Annotated in this window: 20 protein-coding genes; 13 read left to right on the top strand and 7 right to left on the bottom strand. The window is 59.3% G+C overall.

What is annotated here, in order from left to right:
- The 5 genes from accC to VNZ65_RS08335 all read right to left on the bottom strand — a co-directional run.
- Window positions 1–1,255 (bottom strand): acetyl-CoA carboxylase biotin carboxylase subunit (gene accC / locus VNZ65_RS08355; protein ID WP_325667914.1); only part of this gene is annotated, 1,255 nt, incomplete at its 3' end.
- A 183-nt stretch (window positions 1,256–1,438) separates the two neighbouring features.
- Window positions 1,439–1,903, bottom strand: coding sequence for an acetyl-CoA carboxylase biotin carboxyl carrier protein (gene accB / locus VNZ65_RS08350; RefSeq protein ID WP_325667912.1), 465 nt, complete (start codon window positions 1,901–1,903; stop codon window positions 1,439–1,441).
- Window positions 1,904–2,025: 122 nt separating this feature from the next.
- Window positions 2,026–2,463: a type II 3-dehydroquinate dehydratase gene (aroQ, locus tag VNZ65_RS08345; protein WP_098495486.1), complete on the bottom strand. Its 438-nt coding sequence runs from the start codon at window positions 2,461–2,463 to the stop codon at window positions 2,026–2,028.
- A 128-nt stretch (window positions 2,464–2,591) separates the two neighbouring features.
- Window positions 2,592–3,113: a TlpA disulfide reductase family protein gene (locus VNZ65_RS08340; RefSeq protein ID WP_325667908.1), complete on the bottom strand. Its 522-nt coding sequence runs from the start codon at window positions 3,111–3,113 to the stop codon at window positions 2,592–2,594.
- Window positions 3,113–3,745, bottom strand: a complete 633-nt coding sequence (locus VNZ65_RS08335; protein ID WP_325667906.1) for a hypothetical protein — start codon at window positions 3,743–3,745, stop codon at window positions 3,113–3,115. Before VNZ65_RS08335 ends, VNZ65_RS08340 begins: the two co-directional genes overlap by 1 nt.
- Before the next feature lie 186 nt (window positions 3,746–3,931).
- Between VNZ65_RS08335 and mpl the strand changes: the two genes are divergently transcribed.
- From mpl to corA, 8 genes are all read left to right on the top strand, one after another.
- Entirely contained in the window at window positions 3,932–5,320 is a 1,389-nt protein-coding gene (gene mpl, locus VNZ65_RS08330) for a UDP-N-acetylmuramate:L-alanyl-gamma-D-glutamyl-meso-diaminopimelate ligase (protein WP_325667904.1), read from the top strand.
- Window positions 5,317–5,904 (top strand): YqiA/YcfP family alpha/beta fold hydrolase, encoded by a 588-nt coding sequence (locus VNZ65_RS08325; RefSeq protein WP_325667902.1) that lies wholly within the window; start codon window positions 5,317–5,319, stop codon window positions 5,902–5,904. Before mpl ends, VNZ65_RS08325 begins: the two co-directional genes overlap by 4 nt.
- On the top strand, window positions 5,901–6,563 hold the full coding sequence (locus tag VNZ65_RS08320; protein WP_325667900.1) for a chorismate--pyruvate lyase family protein: 663 nt from the start codon (window positions 5,901–5,903) through the stop codon (window positions 6,561–6,563). Before VNZ65_RS08325 ends, VNZ65_RS08320 begins: the two co-directional genes overlap by 4 nt.
- A gap of 68 nt (window positions 6,564–6,631) precedes the next feature.
- Window positions 6,632–8,725, top strand: a complete 2,094-nt coding sequence (locus VNZ65_RS08315) for a ribonuclease catalytic domain-containing protein (protein ID WP_325667898.1) — start codon at window positions 6,632–6,634, stop codon at window positions 8,723–8,725.
- Between the two features lie 132 nt (window positions 8,726–8,857).
- The gene (locus tag VNZ65_RS08310) at window positions 8,858–9,757 is read left to right on the top strand and encodes a TonB C-terminal domain-containing protein (RefSeq protein ID WP_325667896.1); all 900 of its coding nucleotides are present in this window, start codon (window positions 8,858–8,860) and stop codon (window positions 9,755–9,757) included.
- The gene (gene aroE / locus VNZ65_RS08305; protein WP_325667894.1) at window positions 9,754–10,593 is read left to right on the top strand and encodes a shikimate dehydrogenase; all 840 of its coding nucleotides are present in this window, start codon (window positions 9,754–9,756) and stop codon (window positions 10,591–10,593) included. The genes VNZ65_RS08310 and aroE overlap by 4 nt, the downstream gene beginning before the upstream one ends.
- A 42-nt stretch (window positions 10,594–10,635) precedes the next feature.
- The gene (gene mtgA, locus VNZ65_RS08300) at window positions 10,636–11,331 is read left to right on the top strand and encodes a monofunctional biosynthetic peptidoglycan transglycosylase (RefSeq protein WP_325667892.1); all 696 of its coding nucleotides are present in this window, start codon (window positions 10,636–10,638) and stop codon (window positions 11,329–11,331) included.
- Window positions 11,332–11,434: 103 nt separating this feature from the next.
- Window positions 11,435–12,400 carry a magnesium/cobalt transporter CorA gene (gene corA, locus VNZ65_RS08295; RefSeq protein ID WP_061937375.1) on the top strand — a complete coding sequence of 322 codons (966 nt, stop codon included), beginning with the start codon at window positions 11,435–11,437 and terminating at the stop codon, window positions 12,398–12,400.
- A 195-nt stretch (window positions 12,401–12,595) separates the two neighbouring features.
- On the opposite strand, the gene hemL is transcribed toward corA, so the two are convergent.
- Window positions 12,596–13,879 (bottom strand): glutamate-1-semialdehyde 2,1-aminomutase, encoded by a 1,284-nt coding sequence (gene hemL / locus VNZ65_RS08290; protein ID WP_325667889.1) that lies wholly within the window; start codon window positions 13,877–13,879, stop codon window positions 12,596–12,598.
- An 83-nt stretch (window positions 13,880–13,962) separates the two neighbouring features.
- A complete protein-coding gene (locus VNZ65_RS08285) occupies window positions 13,963–14,820 on the bottom strand; it encodes a hydroxymethylpyrimidine/phosphomethylpyrimidine kinase (RefSeq protein ID WP_325667887.1) in 858 nt (285 codons plus the stop codon).
- Window positions 14,821–14,927: 107 nt separating this feature from the next.
- Here VNZ65_RS08285 and VNZ65_RS08280 point away from each other — a divergent pair, with 107 nt between their 5' ends.
- From VNZ65_RS08280 to VNZ65_RS08260, 5 genes are all read left to right on the top strand, one after another.
- Window positions 14,928–15,080, top strand: coding sequence for a rubredoxin (locus tag VNZ65_RS08280; protein ID WP_061945830.1), 153 nt, complete (start codon window positions 14,928–14,930; stop codon window positions 15,078–15,080).
- Between the two features lie 161 nt (window positions 15,081–15,241).
- Window positions 15,242–15,658: a response regulator gene (locus tag VNZ65_RS08275; RefSeq protein WP_325667885.1), complete on the top strand. Its 417-nt coding sequence runs from the start codon at window positions 15,242–15,244 to the stop codon at window positions 15,656–15,658.
- Window positions 15,659–15,750: 92 nt separating this feature from the next.
- Window positions 15,751–16,116 carry a response regulator gene (locus tag VNZ65_RS08270; protein ID WP_038485766.1) on the top strand — a complete coding sequence of 122 codons (366 nt, stop codon included), beginning with the start codon at window positions 15,751–15,753 and terminating at the stop codon, window positions 16,114–16,116.
- A gap of 48 nt (window positions 16,117–16,164) precedes the next feature.
- A complete protein-coding gene (locus tag VNZ65_RS08265; RefSeq protein ID WP_325667883.1) occupies window positions 16,165–16,761 on the top strand; it encodes a chemotaxis protein CheW in 597 nt (198 codons plus the stop codon).
- A gap of 67 nt (window positions 16,762–16,828) precedes the next feature.
- A partial coding sequence (locus VNZ65_RS08260; protein WP_325667881.1) for a methyl-accepting chemotaxis protein occupies window positions 16,829–18,825 on the top strand: 1,997 nt, incomplete at its 3' end.

Raw genomic sequence — 18,825 nt, 5'->3', positions numbered from 1 at the left:
GTATGTTGGTCTGGATCCCTTCGACCTCCATTTCCGACAGCGCAATCTGCATCCGTTTGATAGCCTGTTCGCGGCTGGCGCCGTAGGAAATCACCTTGCCGACCATCGAATCATAATGCGGCGGCACGAAATAGCCGGCGTAAGCGTGCGAATCGACGCGGATGCCAGGGCCGCCGGGCGCATGCCACGACAGGATCTTGCCCGGCGACGGCGTGAACTTGAACGGATCTTCGGCGTTGATGCGGCACTCGATAGCGTGACCGGTGAGCTGGATGTCACGCTGGCGGAAACGCAGTTTTTCACCGGCCGCGATGCGGATCTGTTCCTGCACGATGTCGATGCCGGTGATCATTTCGGTGATCGGATGTTCAACCTGGACGCGGGTGTTCATTTCGATGAAATAGAACTCGCCGTTTTCATACAGGAATTCAAAAGTGCCGGCGCCGCGGTAATCCATCTTGCGGCAAGCTTCGGCGCAACGATCGCCGATTTTTTCAATGATCTTGCGCGGAATGCCGGGGGCCGGCGCTTCCTCGATCACTTTCTGGTGACGGCGCTGCATCGAGCAGTCGCGCTCGCCCAGCCAGACGGCGTTCTTGAACTGGTCGGCCAGGATCTGGATCTCCACGTGACGCGGATTCTCCAGGTACTTCTCCATATACACTTCCGGATTGCCGAAAGCGGCGCCGGCTTCAGTCTTGGTCATGGTCACCGCATTGGCCAGGGCCGCTTCGGTATGCACCACGCGCATGCCGCGTCCGCCGCCGCCGCCGGCCGCCTTGATGATCACCGGATAGCCGATCTTGCGGGCAATCTTGACGATTTCCTTCGGATCGTCCGGCAACGCGCCTTCCGAACCGGGAACGCAGGGTACGCCGGCGCGGATCATGGCTTGCTTGGCTGATACTTTATCGCCCATCAGGCGGATGTTCGCCGGCCGCGGGCCGATGAAGACAAAGCCGGACTGTTCCACGCGCTCGGCGAAATCGGCGTTTTCCGAAAGGAAGCCGTAGCCCGGGTGAATCGCCTCGGCATCGGTCACTTCGGCAGCGCTGATGATGGCCGGCATGTTGAGGTAGCTCAGGCTGGACGGCGCCGGGCCGATACAGACCGATTCATCCGCCAGCTTTACATACTTGGCGTCACGGTCAGCCTCGGAATGGACCATCACGGTCTTGATGCCCATTTCACGGCAGGCGCGTTGGATGCGCAAGGCGATTTCGCCGCGATTGGCGATAAGGATTTTTTCAAACATAGGTGGTATGTGTCGCTATGGGTCAAGCGTTATCAAACTTTGGGTTGCCGGTGCGGGGCTCGCGCAGCGTCGGATGTCCAATGCTGCAGACCTGCGCCGGCAACCAGAACGGCGCAACCCCTATCAAGCGGATGCCGCCGTGCAAATTACGGGTAATGCCATGGATGACTCGGAATTGCCGGGTTACCCAATGATGAACAACGGCTGGCCGAATTCGACCGGCTGGCCGTTTTCCACCAGGATCTTCTTGACCACGCCGGAAGCGTCGGCTTCGATTTCATTCAGCAGTTTCATGGCTTCGATAATGCACAGGGTGCCGCCTTCCTTGATTTCCGAACCGACTTCGACGAATGCCGGCGAGCCGGGAGCCGAAGAGCGGTAGAAGGTGCCGACCATAGGCGATTTGACAATATGGCCTTCCGGTACGGCGGCCACTGCTTCCACCGGCGCTGCGGCGACTGGCGCCGGGGCAGCTACCTGGTACTGGGCAGGATGCTGCTGTTGCGGTTGCATCATGACAACCTGGTTTTGCTGGGATGCAGACGACTTGACGATACGGACCTTGCTTTCGCCTTCCGTAACTTCAAGTTCTTCGATGTCTGACTCCGCGACCAGGTCGATCAGCGTTTTGAGTTTTCTCAAATCCATGTGCAATCCTTCAGAATATATAAATTATGAAAAGCTATTTTTCGTTTTTTGACATGCAGATCAACGCAGTTGCGGTGATTTTGCAAAGACGTCGAGATTACTGCAATACTTTATGATGTCAACTAGAGTTTCTTAATGGCAAAATCAATTGCGGCGCGATAGCCATCCACGCCCAGGCCGCAAATGACACCGACAGCAACATCCGATAAATAGGAGTGATGCCGGAACGCTTCCCGCTGGTGGATATTCGAGATGTGGACTTCGACAAAGCGAATCGCCACGCCGCTCAGCGCATCCCGCAAGGCCACGCTGGTATGCGTCAGCCCGCCGGGGTTGATGACAATAGCGTCGATGCCTTCAGCCTTGGCCGCGTGGATGCGGTCTATCAGTGCACCTTCGTGGTTGCTTTGGAAGTGCACAAGCCGGGCGCCAGCGGCGGTAGCCTGGACCCGAGCTGCTTGTTCAACATCGCTTAACGAAGTCGAACCGTAGACTTCTGGCTCTCTTGTCCCCAGCAGATTCAGGTTGGGGCCGTTGAGTAGAAGTATATTTTTTGCCATGGAGATGATGCTCCGTTTGACGACGATGGCGCATTTTGCCGTCAAATGACGTTGACTGGCAAGGGAAAATTTGTTTCTGTGAAATTTCAGCGCGGCATTGTTAAATGTTTTTTTAATAAGCTGCGCGCTTACAGAAGAGATAAATCCTTGCGCAATTCGTCGAATTTTATACTGCCAAGATACATCTTCTTTACTTGACCATCGCGACCGATCAGGATGGTAAAAGGCAAGCCGCCGGACTGGTTCCCGAACTGCCGCAGCAGTGCGGTGGCGCTGCTGCCGGCCACATACAGGGGATAAGAGATTTTGTATTTCTCAGCGAATTTCGCGATGTTATCAGCAGAATCGACGCCGATCCCGATAATTTGAATATTCTTCGCCGCAATCTCGCCCTGCAAGGCATTCAGCTCCGGCATTTCTTCCACGCAGGGCGCACACCAGGTCGCCCAGAAATTGACGACCAGCGGCTTGCCCTTCCACTGCGAGAGAGAGCCGGTTTTGCCGCCGGCGTCTGGTATTTCCTGAGCGAACAAGGCCGCTACGGCGGCGTTGTCCGGCGCGGCCGGAGTATGGCGCTGTACGCCAAAATAGATGCCGATCGCGCAAAATAGAAGCGCAATCGGCACAAATATAAAAATATTTCTTTTCATTAATCTTCTTCTTTGTTGATCAGCGCCAGTACCGCATTTAGATCGGCGCGTTCGGCGCGTTTGCCGGACGCGGCCCTGATACTACCGCGCAAATCGTCAGTTTCATATAGGGTGAGATGCATACCCTCTTTCTTATACATGAAACTCACAGTTTCCACAGGGTCGTTATTACCCCCGCTTTTAAGGGAAGGGCTGGATGACAGTTCGAATTGGACATTCTTGTTAAAAAGGAAGATTTCCACATCTTTCGGACTGTCCACAAACAGGTGCAGATAGATGTCCGAGTGCTCGCCGGCGGTGCCGTTCAGTACCGCGCCGGTCAGGTAAGGTTTGAATTGCGCCAGTTCGCCCATGATTTCCGCCGCCAGCCGGCGCAGGTGCAAGAGCCGGACCGGCTGCGTGTCAGCGAAGAACAGTTCGTTATATATACGCACTTCGTCTTCGATCTGGGCGTTATCCGGCATGAAACTGCCGCTGCGGCCGCGATTGCTGCCGACGCACAGTTCCAGCGCCTTGCGTTTTGCGGTGCCGTAATCGGCGCCGTCCTCAGCGATCATGCGCGCCGCCGCCGCCGCGATTTCCGCGCGCAGCTGTTCTAGTTCAGGTGAGAGATTGGAGGCCATGACCGCCATGATATATCAATGCGTCAATCGCGATTATCAACGGCCCGCTTCCCGGGCCGCCAGTGAATGGCCAGCCAGATATCGTCATTGCCGATAACCCATCAATTCCGCTTTTTGAGCGCGTGGCTAACGGCGGCAGCGGCCGCTCAGGTAAAATCACGGTATTCCCTCTTTTCAGAATAGTGAAACTCAAGAATGCACATTCATATCCTTGGTATCTGCGGCACCTTTATGGGCGGTTTGGCAGTGCTGGCTAAACAGGCAGGACATAAAGTCACCGGTTGCGATGCCAATGTGTACCCGCCGATGAGCACCCAGCTTGAGGCACAGGGAATCGACCTGATCCAGGGCTTTGGCGTCGAACAGATCGCCTTGCAGCCCGATCTGTACGTGATCGGCAACGTGGTGGTGCGCGGCAATCCCCTGATGGAGGAAATCCTGAACCGCGGCCTGCCTTATGTTTCTGGTCCGCAATGGATCGGCGAGCATATCCTGCGCGACAAATGGGTGCTGGCGGTAGCCGGCACCCATGGCAAGACCACCACCTCCGCCATGTTGGCCTGGATCCTGGAGGATGCCGGCTACGATCCGGGTTTCCTGATCGGCGGCGTGCCGATGAATTTCGGCATTTCGGCGCGTCTTGCGGGCAAGCCTGGCGCTGCGGCGTCGCCGTTCTTCGTGATCGAAGCCGACGAGTACGACACCGCATTCTTCGACAAGCGCAGCAAATTTGTCCATTACCACGCCAAGACGGCGATCCTGAACAACCTGGAATACGACCACGCCGATATTTTCCCTGACCTGGCGGCGATAGAAACCCAGTTCCACCATCTGGTGCGCACCGTGCCCGGCGTCGGCCGCCTGCTGGTGAACGCCCGCGAACCGGCCTTGCAGCGGGTGCTGGAGCGCGGCTGCTGGAGCGAAAAAGAAATGTTCGGCAGCGACGCCGAGCAAGGCTGGTCGCTGGCGACCCAGGACAACGGCCATTTCGAGGTGCATTTCAATGGCGAGCTGCAAGGCCGCGTGCAATGGGAGCTGAGCGGCGAACATAACCGCATGAATGCGCTGGCGGCGATTGCCGCCGCCCGCCATGTCGGCGTGCCGCCGGCGCAGGCGATTGCCGCCCTGGCGCGCTTCGAGAATGTCAAACGGCGCATGGAACTGCGCGGCGTCGTGAGGGATATTTCCGTGTACGACGATTTTGCCCACCATCCCACTGCGATTGCCACTACTGTCGCCGGCTTGCGCAAGAAAGTCGGCAATGCCCGTATCCTGGCGGTGCTGGAGCCGCGTTCCAACACCATGAAGCTGGGCGCCATGAAAGATGCGTTGCCGGGCAGCCTGAACGAGGCCGATCTGGTGTTCGGCTATGGCGCCAAAGGTAGCGGCAAGGACGCCCTTGGCTGGGACCTGGCGGAAGCGCTGCAGCCGCTCGGCTGCAAAGCGAGTGCTTACAGCGAGCTGGACCAGCTGGTAGCCGCGATCGTCAAGGCGGCGCAGCCGGGCGACCAGGTACTGGTGATGAGCAACGGCGGTTTCGGCGGCGTCCACCAGAAACTGTTGACGGCGCTGGCTGCCCAATGATTCTGTACCTGCACGGTTTCCGTTCTTCGCCGCAATCGTTCAAGGCACGCTTGCTGGCCGAGCGCATGCGGCAGCTGGGCCGGGCCGACGAATACCTGTGTCCGCAGCTGCCGGCCTCCCCCGCGGCAGCGATCGCCCTGGCGCAGGATCTGGTACGCGAGGTCGACCCTGCGCAGCTGACCTTGATCGGCTCGTCCCTGGGCGGCTACTACGCCACCTGGCTGGCGCAGCAGGGCGGCTGCCGCGCAGTGCTGCTGAATCCTGCGGTCAAGCCGCCGCGCGACCTCGAGAAGTATGTCGGCGTCAGCACCCAATATCATTCGAATGAGCCGTTTGAGTTCAAGCGCGAATACATGGCGGAATTGCAAGCGCTGCAGGTTGATGTCATCAGCAAGCCTGAACGCTATTTCCTGATCGCCGCCACCGGCGACGAGGTGCTGGACTGGCAGGAAATGGTGGGTCACTATCCGCAAGCCCGGCAAATAGTGATCCAGGGCAGCGATCATGGCATCAGCGAGTTTGCTGACTATGCCGATGAAGTGCTGGCTTTCTGCGGCATCGCAGCGCAAGCGAGAAACCAATGACGCATGCCCGCACCCAGGCCAAATGGCATGACCACGCCAACGGCGTCGCGCCGTCCGCCACCATGCGCGGCTGGCTGACCGACCGCGTCTCGCTGACCTACAAGCTGATGGCGCACTGCCAGCAGTTCCGCGTGCAGCGCCTGCGCCAGCAGCGGGCGCTGCCGCTAGCCGAAGAATGGCAGGCGATCGGCTTGCCGCGCCGCCAGCAGGTGCAGGAGCGCGACGTGCTGCTGCGTTGCGACGGCCGCCCAATGGTGCTGGGCCACACGGTGCTGGCGCTGGACGCGACTACCACTGAATGGCCGTTTTTCGGCAGCCTGGGTGAGCGCTCACTTGGCTCCACGCTATTCGGCGATCCGCTGGTGGCGCGCGGACAGCTGCAATATGCACGCCTGTACGGCGGCCATCCGCTGGTGCGCCGCATGTGCGCCGCCAGCGGCGTCGACGCATTCGCTTACCCGTTGTGGGCCAGGCGTTCGGCTTTCCGGCGCAAGACCGGCATCATGCTGGTGACAGAAGTATTTTTCCCAGAGGTCGAGGAATTGCAGCGAGCGCGGCCGGACATCAAGATACTGTCCGCCGGTTTTTCGATTGCCTCCGATCTATCCCGGCATATCCATCCGGCCCATCAATTACTTTCCCTTGGCGCTGCAAGATAGTAAGCACTTAGTGCTGGCAGCGGTATCATCAGAAATCCACGCAGAAATTCACAAGTAAAGCACATGTAATGAATCTATTTTTTGAAGAGTCCGGCGACTTTAAAGCAGGTGTCGTACTGTCGCAGCAAGGCGAGGCCTACCAGGTCGAACTGCCAACGGGCAAACGCAGCAAGGTCAAAGCCAAGGACGTGCTGCTGCAATTTACGGCGCCGACGCCGCAGGATCTGCTGGATGAAGCCAAGCAGATCGCACAAGCCATGGAGCTCGATTTCCTGTGGGAAGTCGCCGGCCAGGAAGAATTCGGCTTTGCCGAACTGGGCGCCGAATATTTCGGCCATGCACCCTTGCCAGCGGAAGCTGCGGGCTTGCTGCTGAGCCTGCACACCGCGCCGATCTATTTTTACAAGAAGGGCAAGGGCCGCTACAAGGCGGCGCCGGAGGCATCGCTGAAAGCGGCTCAGGCCGGCATCGAAAAGAAACGCCAGCAGGCCCTGATCCAGGCTGGCTATGTCGACCAGCTCAAGGCCGGCGAGTTGCCTGAGGCGATGAAGCCGCTGGCGCTGCAGCTGCTGTTCAAGCCGGACAAGAACAGCCTTGAATATAAGGCGCTGGAAGCCGCCTGCAACGAATTGCAGACCTCGCCGCAGCGCCTGATGCTGGCGGTCGGCGGCATCGCCTCGCCGAAGCAGCTGCATTTGTCCAAGTTCCTGCTGGAATTTTTCCCCAAGGGTTCCGGCTTTCCCAAGATCACTATCCCGGCGGTGGCCGAACTGCCGCTGGCGCAGGTGCAGGCATTCTCCATCGATGACGTCACCACCACGGAAATCGACGATGCCCTGTCGGTGCAGACGCTGGCCGACGGCAATGTCCGCATCGGTATCCATATTGCCGCACCGGGCCTGGGCATCAAGCGTGGCGATGCGCTGGATGCGATCGCGCGGGCGCGCATGTCGACCGTCTACATGCCGGGCGACAAAATCACCATGCTGCCGGATGAGCTGGTGGAAGCGTTCACCCTGGCCGAAGGCAAGAACTGCCCGGCGCTGTCGCTGTACGCCACCCTGAATCCGGCCGACTGGAGCCTGGTCAGCACCGAAACCAAGGCCGAGCTGGTGCCGATTTCGGCCAACCTGCGCCACAACACGCTGGATGAACTGGTCACCGAAGAGAACCTGGCCAACGACACCGGCGACTATCCGCACAAGGCAGATATCGCCGTGTTGTGGAAATGGATACAGGTATTGGAACAAGGCCGCATGGCCAAGCGCGAGAGTTTCGGCTTGCGGCCGGAGCAGAACAACCGCGTCGATTTCAATTTCTATGTCGAGGACGATGTGGTCACCATCGCCCGCCGCAAGCGCGGCGCGCCGCTCGACAAGATCGTCGCCGAGCTGATGATTTTCGCCAACAGCAGCTGGGGCAAGCTGATGTCGGACCACGGCGTGCCCGGCATCTATCGCGCCCAGGGCGGCGGCAGCGGCGGCTGGGCTGCCAAGATGCAGGTGCGCATGGTGACGCACGCTGCGCCTCACCAAGGCCTGGGCGTGGATCAATACGCCTGGAGCACTTCGCCTTTGCGCCGCTACACTGACCTGGTTAACCAGTGGCAGATCCTGGCTTGCGTCGAAGGCGGCGTTGCTGCGCCGCTGGTGGCGCCGTTCAAGCCGCGCGATGCCGATCTGTTTGCGATCGTCTCCGGCTTTGACGCCGCTTACTCCGGCTACGGCGACTTCCAGTCGAACATGGAGCGTTACTGGTGCCTGCGCTGGCTGGGCCAGGAACAGGCGCGCCAGGTAGAGGCCGCGGTGCTGAAGGATGAAATCCTGCGGCTGGCAGAGATCCCGCTGATCATCAAATTGCCTGGCATGCAACAACTGGCGCGTGGCACCCAGGTCAAGCTCGACATCATCCGCTGGGATGAAGTCGACCTGACGGTTGAGGCGCGTCTGCTGGAAGTTTCGGCGCCGCCGCCTGGCGTCGACGGCCAGCAGCTCGACGAGCCGGACGAGGAAGAGGAGCTGGCCGCGGAACTGGATGCCGCCATGGATATGCCGCACGAGAGTATCGAAGCCGAGCTGGAAGCTGCAGCCGACAGTGAAGCTGCCGTGCCGGTCGCTGATGACGAGAGTGCAACCCTGGAGAGCAAACCGGCAGCGGAGTGACGGTATCAGGCAAGGGAAAGCTGCAGTAAATTTCCTGTGGGCATCTCTCTGTCGTAGAATGCTTCCCTTGTAGAATTCTTCGCTTGTAGAATTTCTCTCCTCTCACTTTTAACAGCGACCCTTGGCACACGCGTGAAATCCTTTTTTCAAAATCGAATCCTGGTCGGCGCCATCGCGGCATCGGTATTGGCGCATGCGGCGCTGCTGGCGGTGCGCTTCGCCGCGCCCGAAGCCTTCAAGCTGAAGCCCACCGATCCGGCGCTGGAAGTGATCCTGGTCAACGCCAAGCACAATACCAAGCCGGTCAAGCCGGAGGCGCTGGCGCAAGCCAACCTGGATGGCGGCGGCAATGCCGACGCCGGCCGCGCCAAATCGCCGTTGCCGGACATGCGCAAATCGGAGGACGGCGACAATGTCCAGGCCACCAAGCGCCGCATCGAACAGCTGGAACAGCAGCAACAGCAGATGCTGGCGCAGATGAACAAGCAGACGCCGCTGAAGATGCCGGCCATGGACGTGCAGGAAAAGGCCAGCGACAACACGCCGCAACCAAATGGCCGGGACCTGGTTGAAAGCGCCAAGGCGATCGCCCGCAGGGAAGCTGAAATCTCAAAGAATATCGACGACTACAACAAGCGGCCGAAGAAGACGCAGATCACGCCGAGCACCCGTGCGGTCGGCTATGCGGCTTACTACAAGGCTTTCCAGGACAAGGTCGAAAAACTGGGTACCTTGAATTTCCCGAAAAAGAATGGCAAGAACCTGTACGGCAAGCTGGTGGTCTATATTCCGATCTACCAGGATGGTTCTCTGTATACCAAGGAAGGCGGTGCCCGCATCGAGCGTGGCTCCGGCAATCGCGACCTCGATGCCGCCACCCTGAAAATCATCGAGCGCTCGGCGCCGTTCGGGCGCTTCCCCGAGAACATGCGCAGCAGCGGTAAGGACGATGTGTGGGAAGTGATTTCCACTTTCGAGTTTACCCGCGAGGGTTTGCTGGAAGCGCAATTGATGGGCGGGGCTAACCAATGACCAACAGTGCTGGATTCGCCGCTTATGTGGTGATCGGCAATCCGATCGCCCACAGCAAATCGCCTGCGATCCATGCTAGCTTTGCTGCCGACACCGCGCAGGACATGGCCTATGCGCACCTGCTGGCGCCGCTCGACGGCTTCGCCGCCACGGTGCAGAAGTTCATCGCGCAGGGCGGCCGCGGCGCCAATGTCACCGTGCCGTTCAAGCTGGAAGCCTACGCGCTGGCGAATCAGCTGACTACCCGCGCTCAGGCGGCCGGCGCCGTCAATACCCTGATATTCGACGACGGCCTGATCCGCGGCGATAACACCGATGGCGTCGGCCTGGTCAGCGACATTGTGCGCAATGCCGGCTTTGACCTGGCGGGCAAGAACATCCTGCTGCTGGGCGCCGGCGGCGCGGCGCGCGGCGTAATCCTGCCGCTGCTGGAACAACAGCCGGCGCGGCTGACGATCGCCAACCGCACGGTGCTCAAGGCCGAAGAACTGGTGCAGCAGTTCCAGCAGTACTGCGGGCAGCCCGGCATCCTGAGCGCCTGCAGCTTCGCCGATGCGACGCAGCCGTTCGACCTGGTGATCAATGCCACCTCGGCCAGCCTGCAGGCGCAGCTGCCGCCGCTGGCTGCCAGCGTATTCAGCCCGGCGACCCTGGCTTATGACATGATGTACGGCAGCCAGCCGACCGTCTTCATGCAGTTCGCGGCCGCGCAGGGAGCGCGCGTGCGCGACGGCCTGGGCATGCTGGTGGAGCAGGCGGCAGAAGCGTTTTTTGTCTGGCGCGGCGTGCGGCCGCATACTGACGCCGTATTTGCCGCCTTGCGCGCCCAGCTTTAAGCGGGTATCGCTGTTCCGATTATTTATTTGCAGGAAATCAGAATGAAATCAGTCGGCAAGATTTTTTTGCGTTTATGTTTGCTGCTGATCGCTGCAGTTTTACTGCTGCAAGTCTATTTTTTCGTGCAGATCTGGTGGTGGGTCGATCACAATCCTAGCTCCACCAGCTTCATGCGCCATCGCCTGTCCGAGCTGCAGGAAACCGTGCCGGACGCCCAGCTGCAATTCAAATGGATTCCGTATGCGCGCATTTCGAGCAATCTGAAGCGCGCCATCATCGCTTCCGAGGACGCCAATTTTTCCGAGCATGACGGCGTCGACTGGGATGCGCTGGAGCAGGCCTACGAGAAGAACACGAAAAAGGGCAAGGTCGTGCGCGGCGGTTCCACCATTACCCAGCAGCTGGCGAAAAACCTGTTCCTGTCGGGCGAACGCAGTTATTTGCGCAAGGGCCAGGAACTGGTCATCACCTATATGCTGGAATTCCTGATGGACAAGGAACGCATCTTTGAAATCTACCTGAACGTGGTGGAGTGGGGCAACGGCGTATTCGGCGCCGAGGCGGCGTCCCAGCACTACTACAGGATCTCGGCCGCCAACCTCGGCGCCAGCCAGGCCGCCCGGCTGGCGGTGATGCTGCCGCGGCCGCGCTTCTACGACAAGAATCGCGGTTCGGCCTATCTGTCGCAACGTACGGGTTTGATTTTACGGCGCATGGGATCGGCCGAATTGCCTTAATATACGGGCCTGACGGAAGTTGTTTAAATTGCAGCAGTATCCGCTTGCCGGAATGTAAAAGCTGCACGGCAACTTCCCTGAAAAATCAGTCTGCGAGGTAAGCGTGATCAATGTATTCGTATTGCAAAACGGCCGGCTCAACCAGGTCAACATCGAGAGCCATAGCGACCTGCAACAGGTCCAGCCGGTCTGGGTCGACCTGACCGAACCGAACGACCAGGAACGCGCCTGGGTCAAGAGCATCTACGGCGTCACCTTGCCCGGCGAGGATGAAGTCAAGGATATCGAAGCGTCAGCCCGTTATTACGAAGCGGAAAACGGCGACCTCCACCTGCGCACCGATTTCCTGTTTGAAGAAGACGACGGCCCGTCGTCCACTGTCACGGTCGCCTTCATCCTGGCGCGCAACATCCTGTTTTCAGTGCATGGCGAAGATTTGCCGGTATTCCGCCTGGTGCGCATGCGCGCACGCTCGCGGCCGGGCTCTATCGGCGATTACAAGGACGTGCTGCTCGACCTGTACCAGACCGATGCCGAGTACTCCGCCGACGCCCTGGAGGGCGTCTACAAGAAGCTGGATGAGGTCAGCCAGCGCGTGCTGCAAAAGAAACTGACCGACCAGGCCGCGGCCGAAGCGCTGAGCGCGATGGCGCACGAGGAAGACCTGAATGGCCGCATCCGGCGCAACATGATGGATACCCGGCGCGCCGTCAGTTTCCTGATGCGCGGACGCTTGCTGAACGTGGATCAGTTTGAAGATGCGCGGCAGATCTTGCGCGACATCGAATCGCTGGACGGCCACACCGCTTTCCTGTTCGACAAGATCAACTTCCTGATGGATGCGACGGTCGGCTTCATCAACATCAACCAGAACAAGATCATCAAGATCTTCTCGGTAGCCTCGGTGGCGTTCCTGCCGCCGACGCTGATCGCCAGCATCTACGGCATGAACTTCCGTTTCATGCCGGAGTTCGAGTGGCACCTGGGCTATCCGCTGGCGCTGGTGCTGATGGTGTGCTCGGCGATCACGCCGTTCTGGTATTTCCGCCGGCGCGGCTGGCTGAATTGAACGCGGAATGGGCGTGCCTCGGTCGAGTCGTCATTCCCGCGAACGCGGGAATCCAAGTTGCTCAATATGGCAGTGAAAATGGATTCCCGCGTTCGCGGGAATGACGTGGCTGACGAGGCCGGGACGTGAAGTTGGGGGGGGGGCTAGTTCGGGGCGCGAATGACCGGGCCGCCTGGCCCGGTATGTGGCGAATTTTTAAGCCAGTTGCGCAAACGCCCCGCTTGCAGCAGCGATGGTGGCATCGATGATGGCGTTGTCATGCTGTGCTGAGACGAAACCGGCTTCAAATGCCGATGGCGCCAGGTAGACGCCGGCATCCAGCATGGCGTGGAAGAATTTGTTGAACAAATCCTTGTTGGAAGCCATCACCGCGGCGTAGGTACCCGGCACTTCTGCTGAAAAATACAAACCGAACATGCCGCCGATGGCGTCGCCGCTGAAGGTGACGCCGGCTTCCTTGGCGGCGCCGCTCAAGCCTTGCACCAGCTTGCCGGTTTGTGCCGCCAGCCGGGTGTAGAAGTCCGGTTCCTGGATCAGCTTGAGCGTGCTCATGCCGGCCGCTACCGCCACGGGGTTGCCGGACAGCGTACCGGCCTGGTACACCGAACCGAGCGGCGCCATGTGCTTCATCAGGTCGGCGCGGCCGCCGAAGGCTGCTACCGGCAAGCCGCCGCCGATCACCTTGCCCAGCGCCGTGATGTCCGGCTTGATGTTGTACAGCGCTTGGGCGCCGCCCAGCGCCACGCGGAAACCGCACATGACTTCATCGAAAATCAGCACAGTGCCGTACTGCGTGCACAGACGGCGCATGGTTTGCAGGAATTCCGGCGTCGCCCGCACCAGGTTCATGTTGCCGGCCACCGGCTCGACGATGACGCAGGCGATCTGGTCGCCCATGTCCTTGAAAGCCTGTTCCAGCTGCTCGCAGCTGTTGTAGTCCAGCACCAGCGTGTGCTTGACGAAATCTTCCGGCACGCCGGCCGAAGTCGGATTGCCGAAGGTCAGCAAACCGCTGCCAGCCTTGACCAGCAGCGAATCGGCGTGGCCGTGGTAGCAGCCTTCGAACTTCAAGATCTTGTCGCGGCCGGTGGCGCCACGCGCCAGGCGCAGCGCGCTCATGGTGGCTTCGGTGCCGCTGGAAACCAGGCGCACTTGTTCGATCGACGGCACCAGCTTGCAGATTTCTTCGGCAATCTCGATTTCGCCCTGGGTCGGTGCGCCAAAGCTGAGGCCGCGCGCAGCCGCATCTTGCACGGCCTTGATCACTACCGGATGGGCGTGGCCAACGATCGCCGGACCCCAGGAACCGATGTAGTCGATGTAGCGGCGGTCGTCGGCGTCCCAGAAATAAGGCCCCTCGGCGCGCGTGATGAAGCGCGGCGTGCCGCCGACCGAGCGGAAAGCGCGCACCGGCGAATTGACGCCGCCGGGAGTGGTCAGTTGAGCGCGGGCGAACAGAGTGTCGTTATTTGATGTCATTTTCTTGGTGTCGGGAAAATTGTTCACGAGAGATGTGTGTATGCATGAATCCGGCTCTCCGGCGGGTTCGGAGAGCCTGAAAATCAGGAGTCGCTGGCAGCGCCTTCGTCTTTTTCTTCGCGTTCCAGTCCTTCTTCGCGCGCCCAGAAATAGCGGTCCGGGATCAGCTTGCCCATGCCCAGCCGCTGCGCCGCGGTGACCGCCGCCAGGGTGAATTCCTGGGCTTCGGAAACCGCTTCAGGCACGTCCAGGCCGTTGGCCAGCATGGCCGCGACCGCTGCCGACAAGGTGGTGCCGGCGCCGCTGAAAGAGCCGGAGACGCGCGGCCAGGTATCCTGCCGCACCACGCCGCTTTCGCTGAACAAGGTGTTGCCGATTTCAGCGGCGGGAGTAGGGGTGCCGGTCACGAACAGATATTCGCAGCCGAGTTCGATGATGCGCATCGCATCGATGCTCAGCATGTCTTCCGACGACGGTTCGCGCCAGGTTTCCGCCAGCCGCGCCAGCTCCACCGCCGACAGCACCATGACGGTAGTCTGCGGAATCAGCAGTTCACGGATAGCGGTCAGCAAGTCTTCGCTGTCTTGCCCCTGATCCGGCATGGCCGATAAAAAAGGGTCTAGAATCAGCGGGATTTCCGGATAGTCGGAGACAATTTCGGCAATTACCGATACGCTCTCGATGCTGCCGACGGCGCCGACCTTGAAGGCGGCTACCGGCATGTCTTCGAGCAGCACGCGGGCCTGGTCGGCGACCCAGTCGGCATCGATCTGCTGGGTGTCTTCGATGCGGGCGGTGTCGCCGATCAGTATCGACGTGATGACAGACAGGCCATGGCAGCCCATCGCTGAAAAGGTGGCCAGGTCTGCCTGGATGCCGGCGGCGCCGACTGGGTCGGCCACGCCGAAGGTCAATATAAGAGGAGAAGTTTGGTTTTGCACGGCGGGTAGATTAAGATATCCGACTTTGCATTTTACTTGATTGAAGGGTCACTGCCGTGAGCAATAACGAAAGCAACGCAACATCGAAGCCGGAATACAAAACCTGGATGTGCCTGATTTGCGGCTGGGTCTATGACGAAGAGGCTGGTTTGCCGGAAGAAGGCATCGCGCCGGGCACTTTGTGGAACGACGTGCCGATGAACTGGACCTGTCCGGAATGCGGCGCGCGCAAGGAAGATTTCGAAATGGTTGCCATTTAATCCAGTTACCTCTTTTTTATTGCAGGAAGATTAAGTTATCGTTCTCAGTTACAAAATAAATTGAACTTTACCGGCTTCTCTATATAAAACATTGTCCTAAGGAATGTCTTTCTTTGTTACAGTGACGCCGTAGATTTATTTGGATTGAATGAGACGATTTCATGACAACATCACTTGGCGGCGTCAACCTGAAGGTAATGGTGATTGACGATAGCAGCACGATTCGTCGTTCTGCGGAGATTTTCCTGAGCCAGGCCGGCTATCAGGTGGTACTGGCCGAAGACGGCTTCGATGCCTTGGCGAAAGTCAACGATCATAAACCTGCGCTGATTTTTTGCGACATTCTGATGCCTCGCCTGGATGGCTATCAAACCTGCGCCCTGATCAAAAAGAGCGCCAAATTCCATGCAACGCCGGTGGTCATGCTGTCGTCCAAGGACGGCTTGTTTGACCGCGCCCGCGGCGCCATGGTCGGTTCAGACGAATATCTCACCAAGCCGTTCACCAAGGACAGCCTGCTGAAGGCGGTGCGGCAGCATACCCAGACCGTTGACGGCGCTGTGCCGGCGGTGGCCTGAATTGCGTCGCCTGAACGATTAAAACGATTAACTAATTGACGTAAATAAGTGACGTAAATACCTTACGCACTTGAAGTAAATAAAGGTTGAAAATGGCCATACAGAAAATTCTCATTGTCGACGACTCCCCAACAGAGCGTTATTTCCTGACTGACATCCTGGCGAAGGCCGGCTATTCCGTGTCGACTTCCGAAAACGGCGAAGGCATCCTCGACAAGATCAAGGCGGACAAGCCGCAGCTGATCCTGATGGATGTGGTGATGCCAGGCCAGAACGGCTTCCAGGTGACGCGCTCGATCACGCGCGACGACGATACCAAGGATATCCCGATCATCATCTGCAGCAGCAAGGGCCTGGAAACAGACCGCATCTGGGGCTTGCGCCAGGGCGCGCGCGACTACCTGGTGAAACCTATCGATCCGAAGGAACTGCTGGCTAAAATCGCTGCGCTTGGTTAATCGAGCGCCGGAGTTGGAATTTAAGTTTGACCTACGGCTACAACCCATATGACCCAATCAACCTCGCCTCTGACGGCGGAATTGTCGCCATCAACGCCGCTGCAGCCAGTCAACAAGGTTGCACTCGACGCCGACTCGCGCCGCAGCCGGCTGCGCGAATTCCAGTCGCACTTGCTGGAGCGCATGCAGGCCGCGCGCAGCGGCAGCGAGACGCAGGAAAGCCAGCTTGGCCTGCAGATTGGAAGCAGCCGTTGGTTGTTGAATCTGCAAGAGGCTGGCGAAATCGTCGCCGTCGACCAGATTTCGCGGGTGCCGCTGACTCACGACTGGTATCTGGGCCTGAGCAATGTGCGCGGCACGCTGATCAGCGTGATCGATTTTGCACGCTTTCAGGGACATGGATTGACGCAAATTGACAAGGAATGTCGGATTGTCGCTTTCGCGCCGACATTTTCTTTCAACAGCGGCTTGCTGGTTTCGCGCGTCCTGGGTTTGCGCAACGTCGCCCAAATGACCCTGCAGGCCGCGGATCCGCTGGATCAGGCCGGCCCCCGGCGCTATCTCGACAGCGAGTCCCAGGTGTGGACCGAGCTGAGCATGGCCCAAATCTTGCACGACCCTCGTTTTTTACAAGTAGGTTTATGAGTCCCAGGCGCCGTTGCAACAGCAAGGGCGTCCGGTGGCAGCGAATTGGTAATTAGGAGATTCTGTAATGGCATTCAAACTACCGTCTTTATCCAAGGCGGCCAAGGAAGAGCAGGGCGAGGCTGGCGATCGTTTCATGCAGGACGCGCTGATGCACGATCCTGAACAGACTGTCATGGAAGAACGTTTCATTCCTGAACCACCGCCGGCGCCTTTCGTGGCGCCGCCTGCTGCACCGGCCCCGGTTTACACGCCTGAGCCAGCTGCGGCGCCAAGCTTTGCCGCCGCGCCGCAAGCTGCCGTGGCAGCCGCACCGGCCGCCGCTTTCGCCGGCGCCGCCGCCGAACTTGCCAGCCCGGATGCACGGCCATTGCCATTGATCGGCAAACTGCCGCAGCAAAAGCAGATCCGTCTGCTGCTGATCGCGCTCGGCGCAGGTTTGCTGCTGACCATCCTGTTCCTGTGGCTGAACGCCAAGAGCTCCACCATGAGCTCGACCCAGACCCAGATCGCCGGCGACGCGCTGATGCACTCGCAGCGTATCGGTAAGGCGACGCCGAATGCGATTCAAGGTAATCCGGAAGCGTTCAAGCAGCTGGCCGACAGCCGCAAGGAATTCAACCAGGATTTGAGCGTCCTGTCGAAAGGCGGCGATTTCAAGGGGCACGATATCAGCACCCCGAGCGCTGCCATGGATTCCAAGCTGACCGATGTCAACAAGGTCTGGTCGAATACCGACAAGGCTGCGGACACCATCCTCAAGCTGCAAAAGGAATTGACCAGCTTCGGTGTGACGCTGCAAAAACTGAACGGTATCTCGCCTAACCTGCTCGACCTGTCGGAACAGATCGCGACCCTGAAGACCCAGACCGGTGCTACCCCGCGTGAAATCGCGGCATCCTCGCAGCTGGTCATGCTGACCCAGCGTCTGGGCCGTAGCGCCAACGAATTCCTGACCTCGGAAGGTGTGAACCCGGAAACGGCGTTCTTGCTGGGCAAGGACACCAACACTTTCCGCGACATCGTCAGCGGCTTCCTGAACGGCAGCGATGTATTGCGCCTGCCGGCCAGCAAGAACGAAGAAGAGCGCAGCAAGCTGACAGAACTGGAAAAGAGCTTTGCCGAATACCAGGAATCGGTGGCATCGATTCTGGGCAACATGCAGAACTTCGTTTCCGCCAAACAGTCCGAGCAGTTGATCTTTACCGAGAACGAAAATCTCAAGCAACGCCTGGGCGCCCTGCAAGATACCTATCGTAGCGCACAGGATACGCAAAGTATCTGGTTCTGGCTGATGCTGTTGTCGGCCTTTGCAACTCTGCTGGCTGCTGCCGCGATTGCCTGGGTGCAGGTGCAGGACGGCCGTCACCGTACTCACGAAGCTGACGTGCGCCGGATGGAAGCGGAAGAACAGCGTCTGCAAGCGATCAAGCAGGAAGAAGATGCAAGTAACGCCAACGACCAGAACCAGGCCGCGATTTTGCGCCTGATGAATGAATTGCAGGAAGTGGCGGACGGTGACTTGACGGTGCAGGCGACGGTGTCGGAAGACATTACCGGCGCGATCGCCGACTCGGTTAACTATACGGTGGAAGAATTGCGCGGACTGGTCGGACGGGTTACCGCAACGGCGCAGCAGGTTACCGTGGCGTCGGACCAGGCGCAAAGCATTTCGATCGAACTGCTGGCAGCGTCGCAACGGCAGTCGCGCGATATTCAGGAAACCACGCAAGCGGTCCTGGACATGGCGACTCAGATTACCGACGTCTCCAAATCGGCCAGCGAATCAGCTGAAGTGGCGCGCCAGTCGGTGAGCGCGGCGGAAGAAGGTTCCAAGGCGGTGGAAAACGCGATTTCAGGCATGAACGAAATCCGCGAGCACATCCAGGAAACTTCCAAGCGCATCAAGCGGCTGGGTGAATCGTCCCAGGAAATTGGTGAAATTACCGAACTGATTTCCGACATTACCGAACAGACCAACGTGCTGGCGCTGAATGCGGCGATCCAGGCGGCTTCGGCCGGCGAAGCCGGACGCGGATTCTCGGTGGTTGCGGAAGAAGTTCA

Source organism: Collimonas sp., from assembly GCF_035566555.1.
Taxonomy (GTDB): Bacteria; Pseudomonadota; Gammaproteobacteria; order Burkholderiales; family Burkholderiaceae_D; genus Collimonas.
Note: the sequence above shows the minus strand (reverse complement) of the source record. Positions and strands in the feature narration are given on the sequence as shown.

Excerpts from the sequence above, each read along its gene's own strand:
- VNZ65_RS08335 (WP_325667906.1), bottom strand. The coding sequence starts at position 3,745 with ATGGCGGTCATGGCCTCCAATCTCTCACCTGAACTAGAACAGCTGCGC.
- VNZ65_RS08275 (WP_325667885.1), top strand. The coding sequence starts at position 15,242 with ATGACAACATCACTTGGCGGCGTCAACCTGAAGGTAATGGTGATTGAC.
- accB (WP_325667912.1), bottom strand. The coding sequence starts at position 1,903 with ATGGATTTGAGAAAACTCAAAACGCTGATCGACCTGGTCGCGGAGTCA.
- hemL (WP_325667889.1), bottom strand. The coding sequence starts at position 13,879 with ATGACATCAAATAACGACACTCTGTTCGCCCGCGCTCAACTGACCACT.
- VNZ65_RS08270 (WP_038485766.1), top strand. The coding sequence starts at position 15,751 with ATGGCCATACAGAAAATTCTCATTGTCGACGACTCCCCAACAGAGCGT.
- VNZ65_RS08315 (WP_325667898.1), top strand. The coding sequence starts at position 6,632 with ATGAATCTATTTTTTGAAGAGTCCGGCGACTTTAAAGCAGGTGTCGTA.
- VNZ65_RS08265 (WP_325667883.1), top strand. The coding sequence starts at position 16,165 with ATGACCCAATCAACCTCGCCTCTGACGGCGGAATTGTCGCCATCAACG.
- mpl (WP_325667904.1), top strand. The coding sequence starts at position 3,932 with ATGCACATTCATATCCTTGGTATCTGCGGCACCTTTATGGGCGGTTTG.
- VNZ65_RS08280 (WP_061945830.1), top strand. The coding sequence starts at position 14,928 with ATGTGCCTGATTTGCGGCTGGGTCTATGACGAAGAGGCTGGTTTGCCG.
- mtgA (WP_325667892.1), top strand. The coding sequence starts at position 10,636 with ATGAAATCAGTCGGCAAGATTTTTTTGCGTTTATGTTTGCTGCTGATC.
- VNZ65_RS08340 (WP_325667908.1), bottom strand. The coding sequence starts at position 3,113 with ATGAAAAGAAATATTTTTATATTTGTGCCGATTGCGCTTCTATTTTGC.
- VNZ65_RS08325 (WP_325667902.1), top strand. The coding sequence starts at position 5,317 with ATGATTCTGTACCTGCACGGTTTCCGTTCTTCGCCGCAATCGTTCAAG.
- VNZ65_RS08320 (WP_325667900.1), top strand. The coding sequence starts at position 5,901 with ATGACGCATGCCCGCACCCAGGCCAAATGGCATGACCACGCCAACGGC.
- aroE (WP_325667894.1), top strand. The coding sequence starts at position 9,754 with ATGACCAACAGTGCTGGATTCGCCGCTTATGTGGTGATCGGCAATCCG.
- aroQ (WP_098495486.1), bottom strand. The coding sequence starts at position 2,463 with ATGGCAAAAAATATACTTCTACTCAACGGCCCCAACCTGAATCTGCTG.